Origin of the sequence: Rhodococcus sp. C3V (genome assembly GCF_029269915.1) — a bacterium.
In the GTDB taxonomy this organism is placed as follows: Bacteria; Actinomycetota; Actinomycetes; order Mycobacteriales; family Mycobacteriaceae; genus Rhodococcus_F; species Rhodococcus_F qingshengii.
Map to the genome: position 1 here is coordinate 134180 of NZ_JARJBE010000007.1, position 22659 is coordinate 156838.

Annotated in this window: 13 protein-coding genes; 3 read left to right on the forward strand and 10 right to left on the reverse strand. The window is 62.1% G+C overall.

All coding sequences use genetic code 11. The features are described from left to right. Positions 1-36 precede the first annotated feature (36 nt). Positions 37-471: an SRPBCC family protein gene (locus P3G66_RS19195; protein WP_003943959.1), complete on the reverse strand. Its 435-nt coding sequence runs from the start codon at positions 469-471 to the stop codon at positions 37-39. A gap of 338 nt (positions 472-809) precedes the next feature. On the opposite strand from P3G66_RS19195, the gene P3G66_RS19200 reads away from it, so the two are divergent. Both P3G66_RS19200 and P3G66_RS19205 read left to right on the forward strand, forming a co-directional pair. Then, positions 810-2213: an FAD-binding oxidoreductase gene (locus P3G66_RS19200; protein ID WP_042447764.1), complete on the forward strand. Its 1404-nt coding sequence runs from the start codon at positions 810-812 to the stop codon at positions 2211-2213. Beyond that, complete coding sequence (locus P3G66_RS19205; protein WP_003943932.1) at positions 2210-3511, forward strand: class I SAM-dependent methyltransferase; 1302 nt, start codon at positions 2210-2212, stop codon at positions 3509-3511. The genes P3G66_RS19200 and P3G66_RS19205 overlap by 4 nt, the downstream gene beginning before the upstream one ends. A 36-nt stretch (positions 3512-3547) precedes the next feature. On the opposite strand, the gene P3G66_RS19210 is transcribed toward P3G66_RS19205, so the two are convergent. From P3G66_RS19210 to P3G66_RS19245, 8 genes are all read right to left on the reverse strand, one after another. After that, a complete protein-coding gene (locus P3G66_RS19210; RefSeq protein WP_007731550.1) occupies positions 3548-4585 on the reverse strand; it encodes a type IV toxin-antitoxin system AbiEi family antitoxin domain-containing protein in 1038 nt (345 codons plus the stop codon). Between the two features lie 140 nt (positions 4586-4725). Continuing rightward, positions 4726-6867, reverse strand: a complete 2142-nt coding sequence (locus P3G66_RS19215; RefSeq protein WP_209921643.1) for a 3-hydroxyacyl-CoA dehydrogenase NAD-binding domain-containing protein — start codon at positions 6865-6867, stop codon at positions 4726-4728. A gap of 45 nt (positions 6868-6912) precedes the next feature. Then, positions 6913-8127 (reverse strand): acetyl-CoA C-acetyltransferase, encoded by a 1215-nt coding sequence (locus tag P3G66_RS19220; RefSeq protein WP_007731553.1) that lies wholly within the window; start codon positions 8125-8127, stop codon positions 6913-6915. Between the two features lie 222 nt (positions 8128-8349). Next, positions 8350-10161: a multicopper oxidase domain-containing protein gene (locus tag P3G66_RS19225; RefSeq protein ID WP_073512838.1), complete on the reverse strand. Its 1812-nt coding sequence runs from the start codon at positions 10159-10161 to the stop codon at positions 8350-8352. Positions 10162-10249: 88 nt separating this feature from the next. Then, on the reverse strand, positions 10250-11806 hold the full coding sequence (locus tag P3G66_RS19230) for a hypothetical protein (RefSeq protein ID WP_042922793.1): 1557 nt from the start codon (positions 11804-11806) through the stop codon (positions 10250-10252). Then, the gene (locus tag P3G66_RS19235) at positions 11803-16833 is read right to left on the reverse strand and encodes an SDR family NAD(P)-dependent oxidoreductase (protein ID WP_276117032.1); all 5031 of its coding nucleotides are present in this window, start codon (positions 16831-16833) and stop codon (positions 11803-11805) included. The genes P3G66_RS19230 and P3G66_RS19235 overlap by 4 nt, the downstream gene beginning before the upstream one ends. Then, complete coding sequence (locus P3G66_RS19240; protein ID WP_276117008.1) at positions 16770-17912, reverse strand: polyketide synthase; 1143 nt, start codon at positions 17910-17912, stop codon at positions 16770-16772. The genes P3G66_RS19235 and P3G66_RS19240 overlap by 64 nt, the downstream gene beginning before the upstream one ends. Positions 17913-18589: 677 nt before the next feature. Beyond that, positions 18590-20803 carry a DNA polymerase III subunit gamma and tau gene (locus tag P3G66_RS19245; RefSeq protein WP_192712887.1) on the reverse strand — a complete coding sequence of 738 codons (2214 nt, stop codon included), beginning with the start codon at positions 20801-20803 and terminating at the stop codon, positions 18590-18592. Between the two features lie 162 nt (positions 20804-20965). Here P3G66_RS19245 and P3G66_RS19250 point away from each other — a divergent pair, with 162 nt between their 5' ends. Further along, complete coding sequence (locus tag P3G66_RS19250; protein WP_003943791.1) at positions 20966-22279, forward strand: ammonium transporter; 1314 nt, start codon at positions 20966-20968, stop codon at positions 22277-22279. 6 nt (positions 22280-22285) lie between these two features. Here the strand turns inward: P3G66_RS19250 and P3G66_RS19255 are convergent, their stop codons facing one another. Further along, a complete protein-coding gene (locus tag P3G66_RS19255) occupies positions 22286-22657 on the reverse strand; it encodes a carboxymuconolactone decarboxylase family protein (protein WP_020905896.1) in 372 nt (123 codons plus the stop codon). Positions 22658-22659 lie beyond the last annotated feature (2 nt).

Below are 22659 nucleotides of genomic sequence, written 5' to 3' on the forward strand. Positions count from 1 at the left end.
TGAAGGTACGACGCCATCTCGGTGATGCAGGATCGGTTAGACGAGTTCGCGCTTGAGGTTGTCCAGGACCTGGGCCTGGATGCGCTGCAGACCCTTCGGAGCGAACGTGCGCTCGAAGAAGCCGCCGATACCGGTGGCACCCTGCCACTGGGTGAGCGTCGTCACCGTCGTTCCGGTGCCGTTGGGGGCAACGGTCCAGGTGGTGACGAGGCTGGAGTTCGCGTCCTTCTCGGTGATGACGTTGCCGTCGACCGTCACTGTCGCCTTGACGTTGCGCGAGCGCTTTTCCGTCGCCTTGAGCGTCCACTGCGCGACGGTTCCGTCACCCTGGCCACCTTCGACGACCTTGTAGTCGAGGTACTGCTCGGACAGGATTCGCGGGCGAACCGTCTCGTAGTCCGAGAGCGCCGCGAGCACCTTGTCGGGTGCTGCTGTGACGACTGTCGAACTCATTGCATTGACCTGACCCATATGCCCTACGTCTCCTTGCTCGACCAACGCGGCTCGATACCGCGAATGACTACCCGAATCCGCACCTCGAACTGCGCAGATATTCCTTTCCATACTGCCTGCTGCGCCCGGGTATCTCGACCATCTACCCATTCCGTGTGAGCTGGTTCACCACTCGGAGCATTTACCGAGTTCGATTGCAACAACTCGATCAAATTCGGGCATTAATACCCCTCCGGATAGCTTGCACACGCAACTACCGATAGCGTCAGGGTGTGACTCTCTCGTTCAATGGGGTAGTTCAGAAGTTAGATCGAATCCGGACAAAGCAAGGCCCGGGTTCCGATGCTGCGCGTGAAATGGGGTTCGAGCAGCACAGAGAAGGCGTCGAACGCCTACTCGCGTCATACCGCGCCATTCCCGCCGATGCTTCTGTACGCCTGGCAAAGAAGACATCCAATCTGTTCCGCGCTCGCGCCAAGACGTCGGCCCCCGGCCTCGACGTCAGCGGTCTGGCAGGTGTCATCGCCGTCGATGCGCAAGCGCGCACAGCCGACGTCGCCGGCATGTGCACGTATGAGGACCTCGTCGACGCGACGCTGCCCTACGGGCTGGCGCCCCTGGTCGTGCCTCAACTCAAGACCATCACCCTGGGCGGTGCGGTGACCGGCCTGGGCATCGAGTCCACCTCGTTCCGCAACGGCCTGCCGCACGAGTCGGTACTCGAAATCGACGTACTGACCGGAAGCGGCGAGATCATCACCGCAACACCGGACGGCGAACACGCCGAACTGTTCTTCGGTTTCCCCAATTCCTACGGCACCCTTGGCTATTCGACGCGATTGAAGATCGCACTCGAACCCGTCAAGAAGTACGTCGCCTTGCGCCACGTGCGCTTCGATTCGTTGAAGAAACTCGAAGAAACGATGGATCGCATCGTCACCGAGCGCGAGTACGACGGGATCGCCGTCGACTATCTCGACGGGGTGGTCTTCACCGATTCCGAGAGCTACCTCACACTCGGCGCGCAAACCGACGAGGAAGGCCCGGTCAGCGATTACACCGACCAGGACATCTTCTACCGGTCGATCCAGCATTCGTCACTCACCCAGCCCAAGACGGATCGCTTGACCATTCGCGACTACCTGTGGCGCTGGGACACCGACTGGTTCTGGTGCTCACGAGCTTTCGGTGCACAGAACCCGAAGATCCGGCGCTTCTGGCCCAAGCAGTACCTGCGCAGCAGCTTCTACTGGAAGCTGATCGCCCTCGACCACAAGTACGACATCGGAGATCGCCTCGAAAAGCGCAAGGGCAAGCCCCCGCGCGAACGCGTCGTCCAGGACGTCGAGGTACCCATCGAACGAACCGCGGACTTCGTCTCGTGGTTCCTCGAGGAAATCCCGATCGAACCACTGTGGTTGTGCCCGTTACGTCTTCGCGAGCCAAGCCCTGCCGCCGCTTCTGCATCACGGCCGTGGCCCCTCTACCCCCTCGAACCCAAGCGCACCTACGTCAACATCGGCTTCTGGTCTTCGGTGCCGATCGTTCCTGGTGAGCGCGAGGGGGCAGCAAATCGACTGATCGAAGAAAAGGTCAGCGATTTCGACGGACACAAATCGCTCTACTCCGACTCCTACTACTCGAAGGAAGACTTCGAGGAGCTGTACTACGGCGGCGACCGGTACATCGGACTCAAGGAACGCTACGACCCGAAATCCCGTTTATTGGATCTATTCTCTAAGGCGGTGCAACGTAAATGACCACGTTCAAAGACTCCAAAAGCCAGGACAAGCTCTCTATTGCCGAGATTCTCGAGACGCTTTCCGACGGCATGCTGCCGCTTCGATTCACCGCGTACGACGGCAGCACCGCCGGCCCCGAAGATGCCGACTACGGACTGCACCTCAAGTCGACTCGCGGAACCACTTATCTCGCAACGGCGCCCGGCGATCTCGGCATGGCCCGCGCGTACGTCTCCGGCGATCTCGAAGCCGAGGGTGTCCACCCCGGTGATCCGTACGAGATCCTGCGCATCATGGGTGACGAACTCCACCTCAAGCGCCCGTCCGCACTGACGCTCGCCAGCATCACGCGCTCCCTGGGCTGGGATCTGTTGCGGCCCATCGCCCCGCCGCCCCAGGAACATCTCCCACGGTGGCGTCGCGTCGCAGAAGGACTGCGTCACTCCAAGACTCGTGACGCCGAAGTCATCCATCACCACTACGACGTCTCCAACACCTTCTACGAGTACGTCCTCGGCCCGTCCATGACGTACACCTGTGCCGCTTACGACAATGCGGAACAGACGCTCGAAGAAGCCCAGGAGAACAAGTACCGCCTGGTGTTCGAGAAGCTCGGACTCCAGAAGGGTGATCGACTTCTCGACATCGGCTGCGGCTGGGGCTCGATGGTCCGCTACGCGGCCAGGCGCGGCGTCAAGGTGATCGGCGTGACTCTCTCTCGCGAGCAAGCGGATTGGGCACAGAAGGCCATCGAGGACGAGGGCCTCGCCGATCTCGCCCAGGTCCGTTTCTCCGACTACCGCGACGTGGCCGAGACCGGATTCGACGCAGTGTCCTCCATCGGCCTGACCGAGCACATCGGCGTCGGAAACTACCCGGCGTACTTCGAGTTCCTCAAGGGCAAGCTGCGTGAGGGTGGGCGTCTGCTCAACCACTGCATCACCCGTCCGGACAACCGAAGCAGCGCCAAGGCAGGCGGATTCATCGACCGGTACGTCTTCCCCGACGGGGAGCTCACCGGTTCGGGTCGCATCATCTCCGAGATCCAGAACGTCGGCCTCGAGGTGCGTCACGAAGAGAACCTTCGCGAGCACTACGCACTGACGCTCGCCGGATGGTGCCAGAATCTCGTCGACAACTGGGACGCCTGCGTCGCCGAGGTCGGCGAAGGAACCGCCCGCGTCTGGGGCCTGTACATGGCCGGCTCACGACTCGGGTTCGAGCGCAATGTCGTTCAGCTGCACCAGGTTCTGGCCGTCAAGCTCGGCCCCAAGGGTGAGGCGCATGTGCCGCTTCGCCCGTGGTGGAAGGCCTAGGGGCAAAGCCCCTGTGCGCCTTTTTGGTAGTCGGCACTACCAAAAAGGCGCACAGGTGCCGCAGGCACCCGACTGCGTCCTCACCCAACCTCCCCGCTGCAAGACCGTCTCCACCTCGTGCGCAACCTGGCACGGGGTCTTCATCACCTCGTCGAATCCGTAGACCAACCGCGGACGACCTGCCAGCTCTGCCGCATTGTCACGGCGGCGATCACGAAATGCCACTTCTGCCATGGAATGCGCCCACCGACCGTCGAGACGCACGATCAGCGGCACACTGACTTCGCTGTAGTCGCAATCCTCGTACAGCGTGCGGCCGTCGACGCGGACCGGAGACTGGCGTCTGGCCGACGGCAACCCGTGCGCCTGCTCCACGTCGACCGCATAGTGGTATTCGAGCGTTGACTGCACCCCGTCTGCCAGGAGTCGTACCGCATCGGAAAGCGCACCCTTGAATCGATGTGGTGTTCGTTCGTCAATCCGACGACGCACATCGTTCAACGGAATTCGCGCATTTGTCACTGTGGTGATGAGTGAAACGTAGGCGCTTCGCGCTGTGGATTCGGCGGTCGCAAGATCAATCGCGGTATCCGCCCGCGACGTTCGAGGTATGACTGACGGCACGCCGATGTATCGGTGGGCTCGGGATCGGTGGACGACTACCCCGGGGTGAACCACGCCACCCACTCTGACAAGTGCACCCGACGTTCGCACTGGAACTCGGCGGATTGTCGCGGACTGACAGCGAGCGGACTTGCCGTAGGGCACGGTGACATGGACTGGCTTGTCTGCGTCGATGCGACGCATTCCCCATTCCTCAGCTGCAGTGTCGTGGCTCAGAATCGCTTGCGGGCCACCATAAAGCCAAGCGGCGTTCAAGATCATTTCTCTGGTGAGCGGGCCAGCGGTCACTGCATACACGCCTTGTAGAACGCGCTGCCATTCGCCGCGGTCCAGAAAGTTCCGCAGCATCCCTCGGTTGTATCCGAATGACGAGAGTTGCTGTTGCCGTACCAGACCGGATTGCGCATCGAGAATCCGGAGAAACTCGCTTCCACCATGAGACGTAGTCATGGCACCAAGCGTCAGGCCGAACTCCGACAGGACTGACGTGAAATTCGCTGTCGGAGTTCGTCTGTGGATAACTCACCAGCTGGGGATGAACCCCTGTGCGCCTTTTTGGTAGCCGTAACTACCAAAAAGGCGCACGGGGGCTATGCCCCTAGCGAAGCCGGCGGGGTGAACCGCGGGCCGTACTGCGCAGCGAGTTCCTTTGCGCGAGCGACGAAGCCAGCCGTGCCGCCCTCGTAACCGACGATGAACTGGTGAACGCCACCGGTCCAGGCCGGGAATCCGATACCCATGATGGAGCCGATGTTGGCGTCCGCCGTGGTGATCAGGACGTTCTCGTCGAAGCACTTCTGCGTCTCGATCGCCTCGATGAAGAGCATGCGGTCGATGAGGTCCTGGATCGGAGCATCGGAGGTTCCGGAGTTGAAGTTCTCGCGGAGTCCGGACCACAGGCCGGTGCGCTTGCCCTCGGCGTAATCGTAGAAGCCGGCTCCACCGAGCTTGCCCTTACGATCGAACTTCTCGACGAGGGTGTTGATGACCTCGCCGGCCGGATCTGCCGGCAGTTCCTTGCCCTCGGCCTTGGCGGCGTCGGCAGATTCCTTGCGGATCTTCTGCATGAGGGTGAGGTTGAGCTCATCCGAAAGCTGAAGCGGCGCAGCCGGGTAACCGGCCTGCATACCGGCCTGCTCGATGGTGGCGGGCTCGACACCCTCGGCGAGCATGCCGATGGCCTCGTTGATGAAGGTTCCGATGACACGCGAGGTGAAGAAGCCACGCGAGTCGTTGACCACGATCGGCGTCTTGCGGATCGCCTGGACGTAGTCGAACACGCGAGCCAGAGTCTCGTCGGAGGTCTTCTCACCGCGGATGATCTCCACCAGCGGCATCTTGTCGACGGGCGAGAAGAAGTGGATGCCGATGAAGTCTTCCTGACGCTTCACGCCGGTGGCGAGACCCGTGATGGGCAGCGTCGAGGTGTTCGAGCCCAGCAGTGCCTTGGGATCGACGATGTCCTCGATCTCCTGGAACACCTTGTGCTTGAGTTCCTGGCTCTCGAAGACTGCTTCGATGACGAAGTCGACGCCGGCGAAATCTGCCGGGTCAGCCGTCGGGGTGATCTTGGCGAGGAGTGCGTCGGACTTCTCCTGCGTGGTCTTGCCGCGCGAGAGCGCCTTGGCCTCAATGCCTTCGGCGTACGCCTTGCCCTTGTTGGCAGCCTCGATGCTGACGTCCTTGAGGACGACGTCGAAGCCGGCCTTCGCGGAGACGTACGCGATGCCCGCGCCCATCATGCCTGCGCCGAGGACGCCGACCTTCTTGATGGTGGACTTCTCGATGCCTGCCGGACGTGAACCGCCGCCGTTGATCGACTGCAGGTCGAAGAAGAACGCCTGGATCATGTTCTTCGCGACGCGGCCGGTCACCAGCGAGGTGAAGTAGCGAGCCTCGATGAGCAGCGCGTTGTCGATGTCGACCTGCGAGCCTTCGACGGCTGCGGCCATGATGGCGCGCGGAGCCGGCATCGGAGCGCCCTTGAGCTGCTTACGCAGGTTCGCGGGGAACGCCGGAAGGTTGGCAGCGAATGCCGGAGTGGACGGAGTTCCGCCAGGGATCTTGTAGCCCTTGACATCCCACGGCTGAACGCCGCCTTCGGGGTTGGCCTTGATCCATGCCTTCGCAGCCGGAACCAGTTCTTCTACCGAGCCGACGACCTCGTCGATGAGGCCGACTTCCTTGGCCTGAACGGGTCCACGCTGCTGCCCCTGGAGCAGGACGCCCATGAGCGCGTTCTGCAGACCGAGCATCCGCACGGTGCGCACGACGCCGCCGCCACCGGGCAGCAGGCCGAGGGTGACCTCGGGCAGGCCGATCTTGACGCCCTTGACGTCTGCCGCGATGCGGTGGTGGGTCGCGAGAGCGATCTCGAGACCGCCGCCGAGCGCCGCGCCGTTGATGGCGGCGACGACCGGCTTGCCGAGAGTTTCGAGACGACGCAGGTCTGCCTTGATCTCGACGCTGTGGTTGTAGATCTCCTCGGACTGCTCGGGGCCGACCTTGATCATGTTCTTGAGGTCGCCACCGGCGAAGAAGGTCTTCTTGCCGGAAGTGATGACGGCACCGGTGATGGAGTCCTTCTCGGCGACCAGACGGTCGACGGTGGCCTTCATCGACGCGATGTACGCGTCGTTCATGGTGTTTGCGCCCTGGTTGGGATCGTTGATGGTGAGCACGACGATGCCGTCGGCGTCCTGGTCCCAGTTGATGATGTTCTGATCAGTCACTTTGCTTGACTCCTGGTAAGCCTCGTTGGAAGGACGGACGCCGCGTCAGACGCGCTCGATGATGGTGGCAACGCCCATACCGCCGCCGATGCACAGGGTGATGAGGGCGCGCTTGCCGCCACGACGCTCGAGCTCGTCGACCATCGTTCCGGTGATCATCGCGCCGGTTGCACCGAGGGGGTGGCCCATGGCGATAGCGCCGCCGTTGACGTTGAGCTTCTCGTCCGGGATGTTCAGGTCCTTCTGGAACTTCAGGACGACGGAAGCGAATGCCTCGTTGATCTCGAAGAGGTCGATGTCGTCGACCGTCAGGCCGGCAGCTGCCAGAACCTTCTTCGACGCCGGCGTCGGGCCGGTGAGCATGATGGTGGAGTCGGCGCCGCTGGTGGCGGTGGCGACGACGCGAGCGCGCGGCGTCAGACCCATGTCCTTGCCGGCCTGCTCGCTACCGACGAGCACGAGGGCAGCGCCGTCGACGATTCCCGAGCTGTTGCCGCCGTGGTGAACGTGGTTGATCTTCTCGACCCAGTGGTACTTCTGCAGCGACACGGCGTCGAATCCGCCGATTTCACCGATCACACCGAACGCGGGAGCCAAGCCGGCGAGGTTCTCTGCCGTGGTGCCCGGACGCATGTGCTCGTCGTTGTCGAGGATGGTGATGCCGTTGATGTCCTTGACCGGCACTACCGACTTGGCGAAGTATCCGCCGGTCCACGCCTTGGCGGCGAGGTCCTGCGAGCGCACGGCGTATGCGTCGACGTCGTCACGCGAGAAGCCCTCGATGGTGGCGATGAGGTCTGCGCCGACGCCCTGCGGCACGAAGTAGTTGTCGTAGTTGGTGGCGGGGTCGAGTGCCCACGGTCCACCGTCGGATCCCATCGGAACGCGGGACATCGACTCGACGCCACCGGCAATCACCAGTTCGTCCCAGCCGGACCGAACCTTCTGAGCAGCCATGTTCACGGCCTCGAGGCCGGAAGCGCAGAAACGGTTGAGCTGAACGCCACCGACGGTGTCGGGCAGTCCTGCATCGTTGACTGCAACGCGGGCGATGTCCATTCCCTGATCGCCAACGGGGGTGACGACGCCCAGGATGAGGTCGGAGATCCGGTCCTCGTCGAGGTCGGGAAAGCGCACGCGCAGTTCCTGGATCAGACCCGTGACCAGCGAGATCGGCTTGACCGAGTGCAACGACCCGGTCTTCTTGCCGCGGCCTCGCGGGGTACGGATGGCTTCATAAATGAATGCCTCTGTGGTCACTGTGAGGTGTTCCTTCCGTGTAATTCGTCGAACCGGTCTGCAGATCGTCCGCGCCACCTTCGGTGGTGACGCATGGCCGAGGTACAGACCTCAGCCCTTTCACTGTAGAACGTGTTCCAAATTCATGGGAAGGACCGAAGCGATCCTGCTAGGTGACCGAGGTGATCAGGTGCGCGAACGCCTGCCCGCTTCGGTTCATTTCGGGTGCGCCCCCGGAAGCACTCACGGCACGATGCGATACGGCAACATCATGTCGTGATCTTCGTGATCGAGTAGATGGCAATGCCACACGTATCCCTGGAGTCGACCAGAATCAGCCATATCGTGGCGCCCACCGCCCGTCATCCCACTACCCGTCATCACACCGCTCGGAAGACGATCGAACATCGCGTCGGGATCGAAACCCAGCTCATCCGCGGTGGGGAATCGCACGATGATCCGGGTGACAGTGCCGCCGTCCACCCTCACGGTGTCCTTCATCCCCGCTTCCCACGGCGCCGGCGCGATCATCGGCCCCGCCTCGAACCCGTCGGGCGACGGAGTCCACTTGTTGCCGATCACCGGCTGCGGATGGCGGATCAAGTACTCCAGCGTCCGCATCGGTGTTCTGCCGAGAATCCGGAAATTCACCAGGTGCAGGTGTATCGGATGCGGGTCCGGCGTGGTGTTGACGATGTTCCACTGCTCGACGGTGCCTTGCCGCGGCCTCTCGACGTCCGTGGTGCTGAACGTCAGGTTGTTCAGCGTCATCTGAGCCGGTGGATTCCGCAGTTCCAGTTGCTGGCTCACCGTCACCGTGCGAATTACCGTCGGCTGCTCCAACGGGGCGAGAACGTCACGTTGCCGGCGCCCACCGCGCAGTTGCGACGGAACACCACCGGTGAATCCGCGCCTGGCGTCACCGCGGAACCGGCAGAACAGCGGCATCGTCACTTCACCGATGACAGCGGCGGGTAGCGGGGGCGCCTCGTCGTTGCGAAGCTCCACCGTCGAACCCTCCGACAGTCCGGTGAAATCGACGAGGAGGTCGTACCGCTCCCCCGGTGCGCAGCGGAAGGCATTGACCGCGACGGGCGCGTCGAGCATTCCGGCGTCGTTGCCGATGACCCAGAACGTCATCATGTTCGAGAAGTGAAGATTCCACACACTTGCCGACGACGCATTGACGATGCGGAAGCGGTAAAGGCCCCGAGCCACAGCCAGTTCCGGCCACACCTTGCCGTTGACCAAGCCGACGTCGCCCACCGCGCCGCCTTCCCACGATCCTTCCGGGATCAAGATGGTGGATCGGCCGTTCTGGGCGCCTGTCGGCGTGAAGATCTTCTCCTGCAGGATCAACGGGATCTCGAATTCCTCGGCCGGCAACCCCAACGGATTTCCCAGTTTGCCGGTGTCGAATTCATCCCTGATCAGATAGTTGCCGATCAGACCGGCGTAGACGTTGAGCCGGGTGATGCCCATCGCGTGATCGTGATACCAGAGGTGGGCGGCTTCCTGACCGTGCAAAAAGTGATGCATCGCAGCCTGTCCCGGCATCACCAGCAGCTCCGGATGGCCGTCGCTCTCAGGTGAAGTGACTCCACCGTGCAAGTGCAACGACGTCGGCGGGTTAGCGCGAAAGTCTGCCTGCATTCCATGCAGCGTCATATCCATGTCCGCTGCCAACGGATGTCCGGTCAGATCGTTCTCGAACGTCAACATGATCGGCTCGCCGGAATGCGCCTCGACGGTAGGGCCCAGATAACCGCCACCGATCTCTCCGCTGCGGTACGACAGTGCTGGGGACGAGGGAAAATCCCGATGAAAGGCATGTTGCCCCACTTGCGCTGTCAGTGTGATCTCGTTTCCGGAAAGCGTTGACAACGAATGTAGTTCGTCACAGAACGGCTCGAACTCCGGCGAATGAAAAATCAACGGAGACTCGATATCCACACTCCCCGCCGGAGCAGCACCTGCCTTTGCACCCAAAGCAACAGCCGCTGTGCCGACTACCGACCCTTTCAGAACCGATCTTCTGGAAACCCCGATACCCATACATTCCCCTCCCCATCGAAACGGGTTGCGTTCTCCCGCAAGGAAAACGCAACCCGTCTCTCCACTTCGATCTCGGAAAATCCCCCGCCTACTTTCCGTCGATCGCCTCCAGCACCGAATCGATCAGCGACTGTGGAAGTTTCGACGGCGGAGAGATTTCCAGTTCTCCCGGAGCGCCCGGCATCGTCCAGACAGTTCTGTGCCGAGCGATCGCGAGCTTCTCCCGTGATCCGTCCTCATTGACCTTGAAGTACTCGAACTCGAGGTCGATCCCCCTCTCGTAGAGGGCAGACAAGGACATCGTGACCAGGACGTCGTCGAACGGCATGACCTCGCGCAGATGCTCAACCCTGGTGTGCACACAACGAAGTTCCCCGAGAGCGCCTCTGGCCGCCATGGCCTCACGCTGAGAACGGACCAGGAACTTGTCCCGAACCCTCGACTGCCAGATGTAATAGTTGCCGAAGTAGATGTTGCCCACGACGTTTCCGTCCTGCAACGTCGTCGAGAACACCTCGGATTCGAGCAGGTACGGATTGCGCGGCACCATCGGAGCCGAGCGGATCACGGAACCACGATCGACGTTCTTCGGTTCGGTGGGAACAGCGATGTTCTTCGTCCCCGTCGGAATCGTCATCGGCTCGATGAAATCGTGGAAGTACTGCGGCATCGGCCGTGCCGCCACCACACCGTGGGAGAGGATTTCCACCCACGTCGTCTGCATCGCACTCCACCCGATGTGAGTGCGCGTCTCGCCGTCGACCCGGCACCATTCGACATGCAGATTGGTGGTTGCCCGATCCGGACCGGTGAGCTCGGTGATCCAGATCGTCCCCTCGACAATGTCGTCGGTGTACAGGTTCGCATCGATGAACACCTCGGAGTTGTTGGTCACCATGCCCCAACGACCCGTCGCCATGTCCTCCACGATCTGCTTCGAGATCGGTCCGGTTCCCCTCTCTCGCAAAGCGCCCAACCACAGCGCGAAGCTCGCGAACCCCACTGATCCACCGACGTTGCACGCGTCCCGGAACCCGACGGGGAACCGGATCGACACCGCCGGATAGCCGCTCCGGGCCACCACATGCACGTCGGAGCCGTAGGCCATCGGATCGAACTGCGCGAGAGACTTCGCCGACAACGGTCCGGAGTCGAACTGCGGTGCCGGGTCCTGCGCCGGTTCCTCCGCATCCTCCTCATGAGTCACAAACGCGAGAATCCGCTCCTCGTTGTCCGTCAACAGAGCTGGAAAAGTCAGAACCACCACGCTTCCCTCTGCGCCGCCGCGGAAGGTCACTGCGTCGTCCTCCCTGGCGCCCATCGCCAGAGAAACCGACATCTGCCCCGTGGCCTTTCGGATCGCCTCGGCCGCCGCCCACAGCCTGGTTCCCGCACGATCGAGTGATTCGCCGCCTGCGATCAACTCGTCCAGCAGCGGAATCCGCGCCGAACCCAGAAGCGCCTTCCACTGCACGGCGGTTCGGGAGCGAATCGGTTCGATGTCACACCCCTGAGGCCAGTCGCCGGCCGAACTGAGTGACTTGCTGCCGTCGTGCGAGAGCGAGACATCCACAGAGGGCGGAATATCACCGACGACGACGGGCTTTCCGGTTTCCTGCCATTCGATGGCAAAGGCATTACTCATTTGATCACCACATCCTCATCGAGATGAATGTTCACGGCCGCCTCGGCGATCGGTTTCTCCTGCTCGTGGCGTTCCGACTTGGTCAACTCGTGAATCCCCGGGGTATGCGCGACCACAACCCGCGGGCTCTTCACTCCCAACGCCCGGCTGTGTTGCGCGAGCTTGTCGAGAATGATCTGTGCGTCGCGCGCAGTCGGATCCGCGATTTCCTCAGCCGTAGGACGGCTTTCGTCGTGGGAGAGAATCTGGGAGCGATATCCCTCGAGCTGCATCACCACTCGTCCGTCCTTCACCACCGCCACGTCGGCTTGCATGTGGGTCTCTGTCTGCACCTTGTCGTAGGCGTACGCGGTGAACGAACGAGCCTCGAATCGTCCGTCGTACATGTCGATTCGCGCAATGTTGACCGGAAGGCAGATCTCCCGCGGAACCATGATCTGACCCGATTGGAGCAGGGAATCGAGGAAGTAGGGATCACCGAGGAGGTGCTGCTTACGGTCGGCTCGCGAAATAGCGCTGAAGAGAATGTGCTCGGAATCGAGGCTCGAGATCTCTTCGAGTCGGCGGAAATCGCCCTCCTGGAACAGCAACCACGAGTAGAGATCGTCCAACGGATCGATGTCGAGCACCGGTCGCGGCAACTCCTTCTCGAACTCCGGCAGTGTTTCGTCCAGCCCGAAGATGAAGTCGGCCGAGAAATGGGGCCGTCCGTACCCGGTCCGTTCGGTGCCGATCGTGACATGCACCCGCGTTCCTGCAGCATCACGATCCTGCTCCACGACGCTTGCCTTGATCTCGACTCTGGTGCCCTCGACCGTGTCGACGACGATCGGTCGATCCAGCTTGATGTCGTCGATGCGGACGCGGCCCAGAGTCACGCGTCCGGTGACATAGGCCGCCGCCTGCGACATCGCCTCGAGCCCGAACACCGTCGGAAGCAGCGCCGATCCCTTCCAGACATGATCGAGGACAAAGGGATCCGCCGAGGTGGACAACGTCGTCCGGGTCACCAGTTCTACCTGCGGCTCGAATGTCACCACTTGGTCGATGTAGCGCGACACCGCCGGCAGAGCCGGTGCTGCCGGCGCCCAGGTGTCGAGACCGCCGAGTCGACTGGTCACGACGATACGACTCGCCTCGGGTCCGCTGTCGACCAGGCGAAGGAAATGATCCACTCCCGCAGCCGTGGAAATCGGCATGACACCCATCTTCGCGAGGTGGTTGACACTGCCCATGCGGGCGCCCATGCCGGTCTCCCCCCACACGCTGTACGCGAGCGAGAACGTCCGAGTCTTCGGGTGCCCGGCGGCATACCGCACCACCATTTCGTCGAGAAGCTCGTTTCCGTATGCATACCAACTGTTTCCGGGCATACCTGTGAATCCGATGATGGAAGAGAAGCCCACGAACAGCTTCAGGTCACGATCAGCGAGCGCTTCGACGAAGTTGGCTGCGCCCAGGACCTTAGGTGCAACCTCCTTGAAAGCCGCAGCGCTGTCGACTCTCTCGAACCGCCGCGGAACATTCGCCCCCGCACCGTGGACAAACCCGGTGATCGGCCCAACCTCGACCTCGATCTGGGCGACGACGCCGGCCACCGCCGCAGCATCCGTGACGTTGCAGCGATAGTAGTGAGCGCTCAAACCGGCAGACGTGAAGTCCGCAAGAGTGGAAGCGATTTCGTCACCCGCTTGTCGCTGAGAGCTTCCGATCAGCACTAGTTCGGCGCCTGTCTTTCGGCCGAGAGCCAGAGCGCATTGCGCCATGATGCCTTTCGCGCCACCGGTCACGACCACTACATCCGAACTCCCCAACCCGCTCTCGCGGACGGTGTAGTCGCTCGAGGCGAGCACCCGCGGTTGCAGTGCCGTGCGTCCCATCTCGGTGTCGTAAGTCGCGAACACATAGGGTGCAACCGAATCCAACTCGGAGACGACGGTGGTTGCCACCACCGCGTCCGCAGTCGAGCCGTCGAATCCTATGACGCGGACATCCAGTTCGGGGCGCTCGTGATGCACCGAAGCGGCAAAAGCCGCCGCACTCGGTACCGGCGCCGGATTGCCCAACTCGACATCGGTGAACTGAATCACTGCCAATGTGGTTCGTGCGCCTCCGCTTTGCTGTGCCGGAACCATCTTGTGCATGTGTTCGATCCCACTGCGCAAGCCGATTTCGGTGACGGAATCATCGGTCACGCGCGGCATTACGGCAACCACGTGCTGCGCATTCGCAGGAGCGCCGTCGGAGAATGTGCGAATGTCGACCTGAGCACCACGCCCTCGTAGTTCGGATTCCAACCTTCCGACCAAACCGGCGTCGTCACCGATGACGACAAACGTCGTGTCCGTGAGGTCTCGGACTCCGTGCAACGCTGTCTCGCTCCGAACCTTTTCCAGGGTGTAATCGCGAACCCAGGTGAAGCTGTCGGCTGATAGACCCTTTGCCTTCACCGGCAGCGCCCGCGCAACCGGCTGCTGCTGCCCCGACTTCTCTTTCGCGGATCGATCGAGCACTTCGATCAGTTCACCCAGGCTGACGTTGACGAGTTCGGCCGGATCCAGATCACCCTGAACACCCAATCGCGTTGCCACAGTTGCTATCGCATCGGCAGCCTTGATCGAGTCCATGTTCAGGTCGTCGAGCAGGTGGAGATCCACATCGAGAGACTCCACCGGAAATCCGGTGTCCTCCGCGATTACCTCGAGCAGTATTCGCGACACGTCCGACTGCACCGAACTCGCTGCTGGAACGGCAGAACCGGGATTCGGTGATGCCGCAAGGATCAGCGATGCTGCTTCTCCGATGGTGGCGTTGGCCAACTCGGCAGGGTCGAGGTCGACAACCTCGAACTGATGCGCAACCTTCGAAATAGCCTCTGCCGCACTGATCGAGTCGAGATTCAGATCATCGAGCGGACGCAGATCCGTCGTGATCGACTCGGCGGGGAATCCCGTCGTATCGGCGAGGATCCTGATCAGCTCACTTTCCACGGACCCAGCGCCCGCGTCAGCCGGCTCTTCGACTACCGGAGCCGAAACCGGCGAAGGAGCTTTCGCTGCCACGGATTCGTGGCCGTTGGTGACTGCCCGCGAAGTCGGAGCAGATGGAGAAGACGGAGAAGTCGCTCCACTGCCTACATCAGCACGAATCACGTCGACGAGGAAGGTCCCGCGTCGGCTCAGGTAATCGGCCAGCGCCGCAGCCGGATCCCCGCCGGACGTACCAAGTGCGAGCGGTTCGGGAGCAGAGGTAACCGTCAGCTTCGCCTCGGCCAGGTTCTCGATGAACACCTTCTGATCGGCAGGAACGAATTCGCGCACGAACCGGCCGTCGAAAAGTTCGTTCCATCGGACCTGAGCGCCGTGTACGTACATCGCGGCCAGTGCGACATTGAAGTCCTCGTCGCGTCCGGACTTGGACGCAACGGGGAAGCAGCGCACGCCGTCGGTCCCATTGATCGCCTTGGTGAGCCCGGTCAGCACACGGCCGGGTCCGACCTCGACGAGCAGGTCCACGTCCTGCGAGATTCCACTTACCGTCTTGACCCAGTCGACCGGTGAGACAACCTGTTTGGTGACCAATTCGCGAAGTGCCAGTGGCGTCTGTACGCGTTTCCCTTCGACGCAGGAATACACGGGGCAAGTCAGCGAATCGACTTGCTCGTCAACGGGCGCAGTGGACTTCAGCCCCCGCTCGGCCTCGTTCATCATCTCGGAGTGGAAAGCATTCGACACGGCAAGCGCCTGAGCCGACACTCCGCGCGTCTTCGCGATGGCAACCACATCGTCGACCGCGTCTTTGGTGCCCGAAACCACGGTCTGTGTAGGCGTATTCAGATTCGCGACGGTCGCGTAACCCTTTGTTTCCGCGATGATCGCCTCAGCCGTCGATCGGTCGCAGGTCAGGCTCGCCATCGCGCCGTTTCCACCACCACTGACAGCCATGGCCGCACCCTTCGCCGCAGCCAAGGTGATCAGCGTCTTCTGGTCGTAAGCTCCTGCCGCGTAGAGCGCGGTCAACTCGCCGAGACTGTGGCCGGCGACAGCACTGGGTGTGACACCCAATCGGCGGAGGTACTCGAACCAGAGCAGCGAAGCCAAAGCGACGGCAGGCTGGGTGAACTGCGTCTGGGCGAGATCCCGCTTCCACTTCGCCAATTCCGCAGCGTCAGCGCTCTTGACCGGGTTCCGCAGAATTCGAGGCGTGATCGCCTCCGCTCCAACTCCCTCCAACCAGCCGTCCGCCTCGGTCGCCAGTTCGCGTGCCCACTCGAAGCGCTCGATCAGCACGCGCGCCATCTCTAGTTGTTGGGATCCCTGTCCCGGGAACAGGAATCCGATGTCGTGGTGGACGGCGTTCGAGATCGAGATCTCGTTGCTCACGACCTTCACCTGGCCGGATGCAGGAGCGGAGTTCTCGCAGATCACGGCAAGCTGACGCATGCGTTCGGCCAACTGCGCGGGACGTCCGGCCACCACTGCAGCACGGAAGGGCGCGGTCGGCGAGATCACTCGAGAGAGCTTCGCCGAAAAGTCCAGCAGCTCGGCAACACTCAACGGAACCGCCAGATCTGCAACATCCCGCGCTCGGGTCGCCAAGTCCATCGCAGAATCTGCAGAAAGTACGAAAACCTCGGTGTCCTGATACGACGCCATCATCGTGCGGACGTCTTGCGAGGGTGTCAGCTTGCTGGACGGTGCATCAGCCGATTCGATCGCGACGTGGCAGTTGATACCGCCGAAACCCATGGCTTGCGCACCGGCACGCATCTTCTCGGACGGATCTCTGATCTCACCGTTGACGAGCGGAAAGAGTGCCGGTGCTTCGGTTCCGAACGCCGGGTTCGGGTCGGTGCAACCGGCGAGCGGCGGAAGGATTCGTTGATTGACGGCCATGGTCGCCTTGATCAGCGCAAGGATGCCCGACGCCGCCTTCGTGTGCCCGATCAACGACTTCAGTGACGTCATGCCGATGCTACGAGCCTCGACGGGCCCGTCCGTCTGAGCGGCCTGCTGGACGCCGGCCAGTTCGACGGGGTCTCCGACGGAGTACCAGTTCCGTGTCCTTCGACGAAGGCAACCTCGCTGGCCGCGAATCCCGCTCGCGAGTATGCGCGACGGATCATCTCGGCCTGAGTTTCGGCGCGGGGCTTGGTGATTCCACCCTTGCCATCGGTGGAGATGCCCCAGCCGCGAATCGTCGCGTACACGTAGTCGCCGTCCGCCCTGGCGTCCTCGAGTCGTTTCAAGGCCACGAATCCGCAACCTTCACCCGGGATGAATCCGCTTCGGCTTGCGTCGTACACGTTCATGTCGCCACGGGTCAGTGCACCCAAACGGGCGAATCCCACCAGTTCCAAAGGATCCAAGCTGACGTCGACTCCCCCTGCCAAGACGAAGTCGGCCGCGCCGGACGCCAGCTTTTCGGCTGCAGTCGCCACCGCGAGCATTCCGGACGCGCACGCACCGTCCACGACGTACCCGCCGCCGTTGAAGTCGAGATAATTGCAGATCCGGCCGGCAATCGTATTCGACAACATGCCGGCGAGAGTGTCTTCACTCGGCTCCACCAATGGGCCCTTGTAGACCTCTTCCATCGTCTCGGCGAGAGCATCGGCGACGGAACTGTCCAACTGGCGCGCTTCGGCTGCGACAGCGAGTGCGCGCTTGACGTAAGGCCAACGCAAACGCATCGACCACATCCGGGATTCTTCACCGGTGAGGGAGTTGCCGACGATTGCGGCGCTGCGTCCAGTGGGTACCGATCCTCGGCTGTAGCCCGCGTCGGTCAAAGCCCCGAGTGCTGTTTCCAGAGCCAACCAGTGTGTGAGATCTGTCGACTTGAAGGTCCGCTCCGGTATCCGGCGACCGACCCAGTCGAATTCGAAACCATCCATGAACGCGCCGCGATCGGCGTATGTCTTGTCGACGTCGTCAGGGCTCGCGCTCCAGTAGTCGTCGAGGGACATCCGTGACTCCGGAAACTTTCGGAATTGCATCCGACGCGCGAGGACGTTCTCCCAAAATCCTTGCAGATCATGTGCACCGGGGGACCACATGCTCATCCCGACTATCGCAATCGCAGGATTAGTTGAATCTTCAGTCATCTTACACTTCCTATTTTCGCGCGCATCCACGGGAGACTCAATCGACCGAAGACTAACCACGCCCTCATCGGTGTGTAAAACGCAGATTCACCTCAAGGCATAAACAAATAACAAGGGTTGTTCGGCGCAATGAACGTGTTTCAGCAATTTTACAGCAATCGAGAGTTAGCTGTAACTCGGAGTTACTTATTTGCTTCGCAACCGGTCATGCTCCTGCTTGAACATCCGTACCGGATCCCGGTTTCACGGCCGCCATTTTCTCGCGATCGGCAAATATTCAGTTGAATATACACCGAAATGCCGCAATGCCGAATATGTGGCCAATTCGCCGAATGTCCCAAATTGGTCGATCCCCGCAAATCAAACATCCGACAACTATCAATCTGAACATTCGTGACACACCGAAATTTAACAGCAGCACTCGAATGCCCATCAGACAACGAGAAATTCCAGATATTCTTCGGCGACCATCGTCCGAATCGACGTTTCGTTACACCGGAACTGAGCGAACGAATGTGCCAGCAAACCGGCCACATACAATTCAGCTTTGCGAGGCCGAGCCGGCGCGCTTTCGAGACGCGCGCGCACAAAGGGAACGGCACTTATAACAATTCGATCACACAGTGGTGCAGCTGGATTCCGACAGCTGTCTCACGCACACGGACCGACTCGGCAACTCAGCTTTCGAGGCGGCGAGCTCCGAGGACGTCCTTGAGGAGTTCCTTTGCAACATCTTCGGGATCACGTCTGGCAGTCGGATCAGCGGGCTCCGCCGCCTCCGCAAACATCTCGTCCTCATCCTCCGGCGTTGCAGGCGGAGGAGTTGCCTCGTAGTCGACCTCAGGAGCAGGGGCCGGTCCAGGGTCTTCCGGATAGTCGGGGGCCTCGGGCGGCGGAATGTCGTCCGATTCGCCGCGCTGGGGCTGCGGGGCCTTGGGCTGCTGCGCTGCGCGCTCCTGACTGGGCCGCGAGAAGCGGGGCGCAGCGGCAGGGCGGCTCGGAGCTTCTGTCGCCTTGGTTGCGCTCGATACTGTCGGCGCTGTAGGCGCACCTTCTTGATACTCGACTTGCCAAGTGCCACCGAACATTTCGGCAAGGACCTCGCAAATGACCGCCGCGTTGTGCGGTTGCGTCACACGAGCACCCAGGACCGGTGAGCCGTGAGCGATGACAACGACATGTCCACGCACGTCGTGAACCGTCGCAGCGGACAGCATGGCCGGAAGAACCTTGTTTCGTTCACCGACCTTGTTGCGCAAGGTGTTCCACGATTCACGGAGAGTCTCGACTGTGGGGCCTGCCGAGACCGGCGCAGCTTCGGCAACCGCCGGCTCGTCGAACTCGGGCTCGGGCTCGTAGTCGGGTTCCGGCTCGGCAAGCCCGATCAGCTCTTCCGCCTCGACAGAAGCAGTAACCGGTGGTTCAACCACAGGAGCTTCAACTATTGGAGCTTCGGCAACCGGAGCTTCAACCACCGGAGCCTCGGCAACCGGCGGTTCCACGATCTCGACAGTGGGAGTCTCGACGACGGGAACTGCCGCTACCGGAGGTTCGACGACAGGAGCCTCCACAACCGGCGGCGCCGCAGCTGGAGCAGGCGCGGCTGGTTCCGGCCGTGCCTCAGGCTCGGCCTTGCGTTGAGAGGGCCGTTGAAACTTGGAAGCAATCTCCGGTTCGAGCGGCGGCACGGTGGGTGCCGGCGTTGCTGCCGCGCGAGGAGCAGCCGCGACTCCGGCAGCCGGAATACCTTGTTCCAGGCGCTCCAGCCGCTGCAATACAGCTGACTCGGTGTCGGAGGCCGACGGCAGCAGCATTCGCGCGCACATCACTTCGAGCAGCAGCCGCGGCGCCGTCGCACCACGCATTTCGCTGAGTCCGGCATGGACAGTCTCGGCGAAGCGGGTGAGCGTGGCCGGGCCGACTCGTTGAATCTGCTCACGCATCGTGACCAGCTCCGCTTCCGGAGCGTCGACCAATCCTCGTTCGCTGGCGTCGGAAACAGCCTGCATCAAGATGAGATCACGCAGGCGCTCGAGAAGATCGAGCGCGAATCGGCGTGGATCGTGACCGGCGTCCATCACGCGATCGACAGTGCCGAACAACGCGGCCCCGTCACTGGCAGACAGGGCGTCTACTGCTTCGTCGATGAGCGCGACGTCGGTGACTCCGAGAAGAGAGAGCGCGCGCGGATACGTGACACCTTCTTCTCCTGCGCCCGCGAGCAGCTGATCGAGGACACTCAACGAGTCACGAGGGGAACCGCCGCCGGCCTTGATGACCAGTGGATACACCGCAGGCTCGACCGGTACGCCCTCCTGGGCGCAGATCTTTTCCAGGAGTCCGCGCATGGTCGACGGCGCCAACAGGCGAAACGGGTAATGGTGCGTACGCGAACGGATGGTCGGGAGAACCTTTTCCGGTTCCGTCGTCGCAAAGATGAAGATGAGGTGTTCCGGCGGCTCTTCGACGATCTTGAGCAGCGCATTGAAACCCGCCGCCGTCACCATGTGTGCCTCGTCGATGATGAAGACGCGGTAGCGAGATGCGGCGGGTGCGTGGAACGCCTTGTCTCGGAGTTCTCGGGTGTCGTCGACGCCACCGTGACTTGCGGCGTCGAGTTCCGTCACATCCAGGTTGCCTGTGCCGCCCGGGCCCAGCGAAACGCACGAGTCGCACACGTCGCACGGCGTCGACGTCGGTCCCTGCTCACAGTTCAGCGAACGCGCCAGGATTCGCGCCGACGACGTCTTTCCGCAGCCGCGCGGGCCGGAAAACAGGTAGGCATGGTTGATGCGTCCGGTGTCGAGGGCCGTGCTGAGCGGTGCGGTGACATGCTCCTGCCCCACCACCTCGGCGAAGGACGCGGGTCGATACTTCCGGTACAGGGCCACGCGCAAAGACTACCGGCGACCCACGACAGGTGGTCCGGTGCGGGTGCAACGCCGACTTCTCCCGAAACATGTTCGCAACACAATCGCAGTGCGGAGGAAACCGCACGCACTCATCGTGGGTTCCGTGCACGCGGGCTGGTCCGCGTGCGTGAGGAGAAAACTGTGCCCGCCACCATCGATGCCGGAGCAACTGCCTGGTTGCTCGTCAGTACTGCACTCGTACTTCTGATGACGCCAGGACTCGCACTGTTCTACGGCGGCATGGTCCGCTCGACGGGCGTACTCAACATGATCATGATGAGTTTCGTCTCGATCGCACTCGTCACGGTTGCGTGGTTGTTCGTGGGCTACAGCCTCGTGTTCGGCGACGATCACGGTGGCATTATCGGCGGACTCGAGCACATCGGCATGGCGGGCATCGACCCGTCGACGGTGCACGGGAATGTCCCGGAAGTGTTGTTCGCAACCTTCCAATTGACGTTCGCAATCCTTACTGCAGCGCTCATCAGTGGTGCGATCGCCGACCGCGCGAAGTTCTCCGCCTGGATGATCTTCGTCCCCATCTGGTCCTTGCTCGTCTATGTCCCCGTCGCTCACTGGGTGTGGAATCCGCAGGGATGGCTCGCCCAGATGGGCGCACTCGACTACGCCGGTGGCCTCGTGGTCGAAATCGTGTCCGGAGCGTCGGGTCTGGCATTGGCACTGGTCCTCGGCCAGCGGATGGGTTTCAAGGCCGAGTCGATGCGTCCGCACAATCTGCCGTTCGTCCTGCTCGGCGTAGGCCTGCTCTGGTTCGGTTGGTTCGGATTCAACGCCGGCTCGGCCCTTGCGGCCGACGGTATGGCCTCGCAGATCTTCCTCAACACACTCGTCGCCGGTTGCACCGGACTACTCGGCTGGCTGTTCGTCGAGCAGAATCGTGACGGACACCCCACGACGTTCGGCGCAGCTTCGGGCGTCGTCGCCGGTCTGGTCGCGATCACCCCGTCGTGCGGAACGGTGAACATGTTCGGTGCGCTCGTCATCGGTCTGATCGCCGGCATCGTCTGCTCGTACGCCGTGGGATGGAAGCACAAGCTCGGCTACGACGACTCCCTCGACGTCGTCGGCGTGCACCTCGTCGGCGGAATCGTCGGCTCGTTGCTGATCGGACTCCTCGCGACGGCCGTGATGACGGGCGGTCCGGAAGGTTTGTTCTTCGGCGGTGGATTCGCGCAGTTGGGCAAGCAGTTCGTCGGCGTCGTCGTGGTCGCGCTCTATGCCTTCGGTGTGACCTACGGTCTCGGAAAGCTCATCGACAAGACCTTCGGCTTCCGCATTTCGCGTGAAGACGAGGCCCGCGGAATCGACGTTGCCCTGCACGCGGAGTCGGCCTACGAGCACGGAGTCCTCGGCCACGGTCCGATCGGCGGACAGAACCCGAGCCCGTTCCTCCAGCGTCAACGTGAGGAACGGGAGAACCGCGAGCGGGACTGACCGCCCTCACCGGTTCGCGATTTCCTCCATCAGGATCGGAACGCCGACATTGCAGGAATGAATCCCGACGACGGTGGTCAGTTTCAGCACCTCGAGAATCTCCTTCGGGGTCACTCCCATGTCGAGCGCGGCGCGAATATGGCGTCGTACGCCGGGTGCGTACATGTGTGTGCTCGCCGCATCGACGGCTATGCACAGCAACTGGATCACCTGAGGTGACAGCACCCCGCTGTTCCAGGGCTGCATCGCTGTCTTCATGTACAGCTCGGTCCACTCGGGATCCAGCTCCGAAAGTCCGTCCCACAACGGATTCCAGCCACCCGAATCCTTCATAGCCTGGGTCACGGGAAAAGCTTCACTTGCTCGAACGTCAGTCATCG

Excerpts from the sequence above, each read along its gene's own strand:
- P3G66_RS19195 (WP_003943959.1), bottom strand. The coding sequence starts at position 471 with ATGGGTCAGGTCAATGCAATGAGTTCGACAGTCGTCACAGCAGCACCC.
- P3G66_RS19200 (WP_042447764.1), top strand. The coding sequence starts at position 810 with ATGGGGTTCGAGCAGCACAGAGAAGGCGTCGAACGCCTACTCGCGTCA.
- P3G66_RS19205 (WP_003943932.1), top strand. The coding sequence starts at position 2,210 with ATGACCACGTTCAAAGACTCCAAAAGCCAGGACAAGCTCTCTATTGCC.
- P3G66_RS19210 (WP_007731550.1), bottom strand. The coding sequence starts at position 4,585 with ATGACTACGTCTCATGGTGGAAGCGAGTTTCTCCGGATTCTCGATGCG.
- P3G66_RS19225 (WP_073512838.1), bottom strand. The coding sequence starts at position 10,161 with ATGGGTATCGGGGTTTCCAGAAGATCGGTTCTGAAAGGGTCGGTAGTC.
- P3G66_RS19230 (WP_042922793.1), bottom strand. The coding sequence starts at position 11,806 with ATGAGTAATGCCTTTGCCATCGAATGGCAGGAAACCGGAAAGCCCGTC.
- P3G66_RS19240 (WP_276117008.1), bottom strand. The coding sequence starts at position 17,912 with ATGACTGAAGATTCAACTAATCCTGCGATTGCGATAGTCGGGATGAGC.
- P3G66_RS19255 (WP_020905896.1), bottom strand. The coding sequence starts at position 22,657 with ATGACTGACGTTCGAGCAAGTGAAGCTTTTCCCGTGACCCAGGCTATG.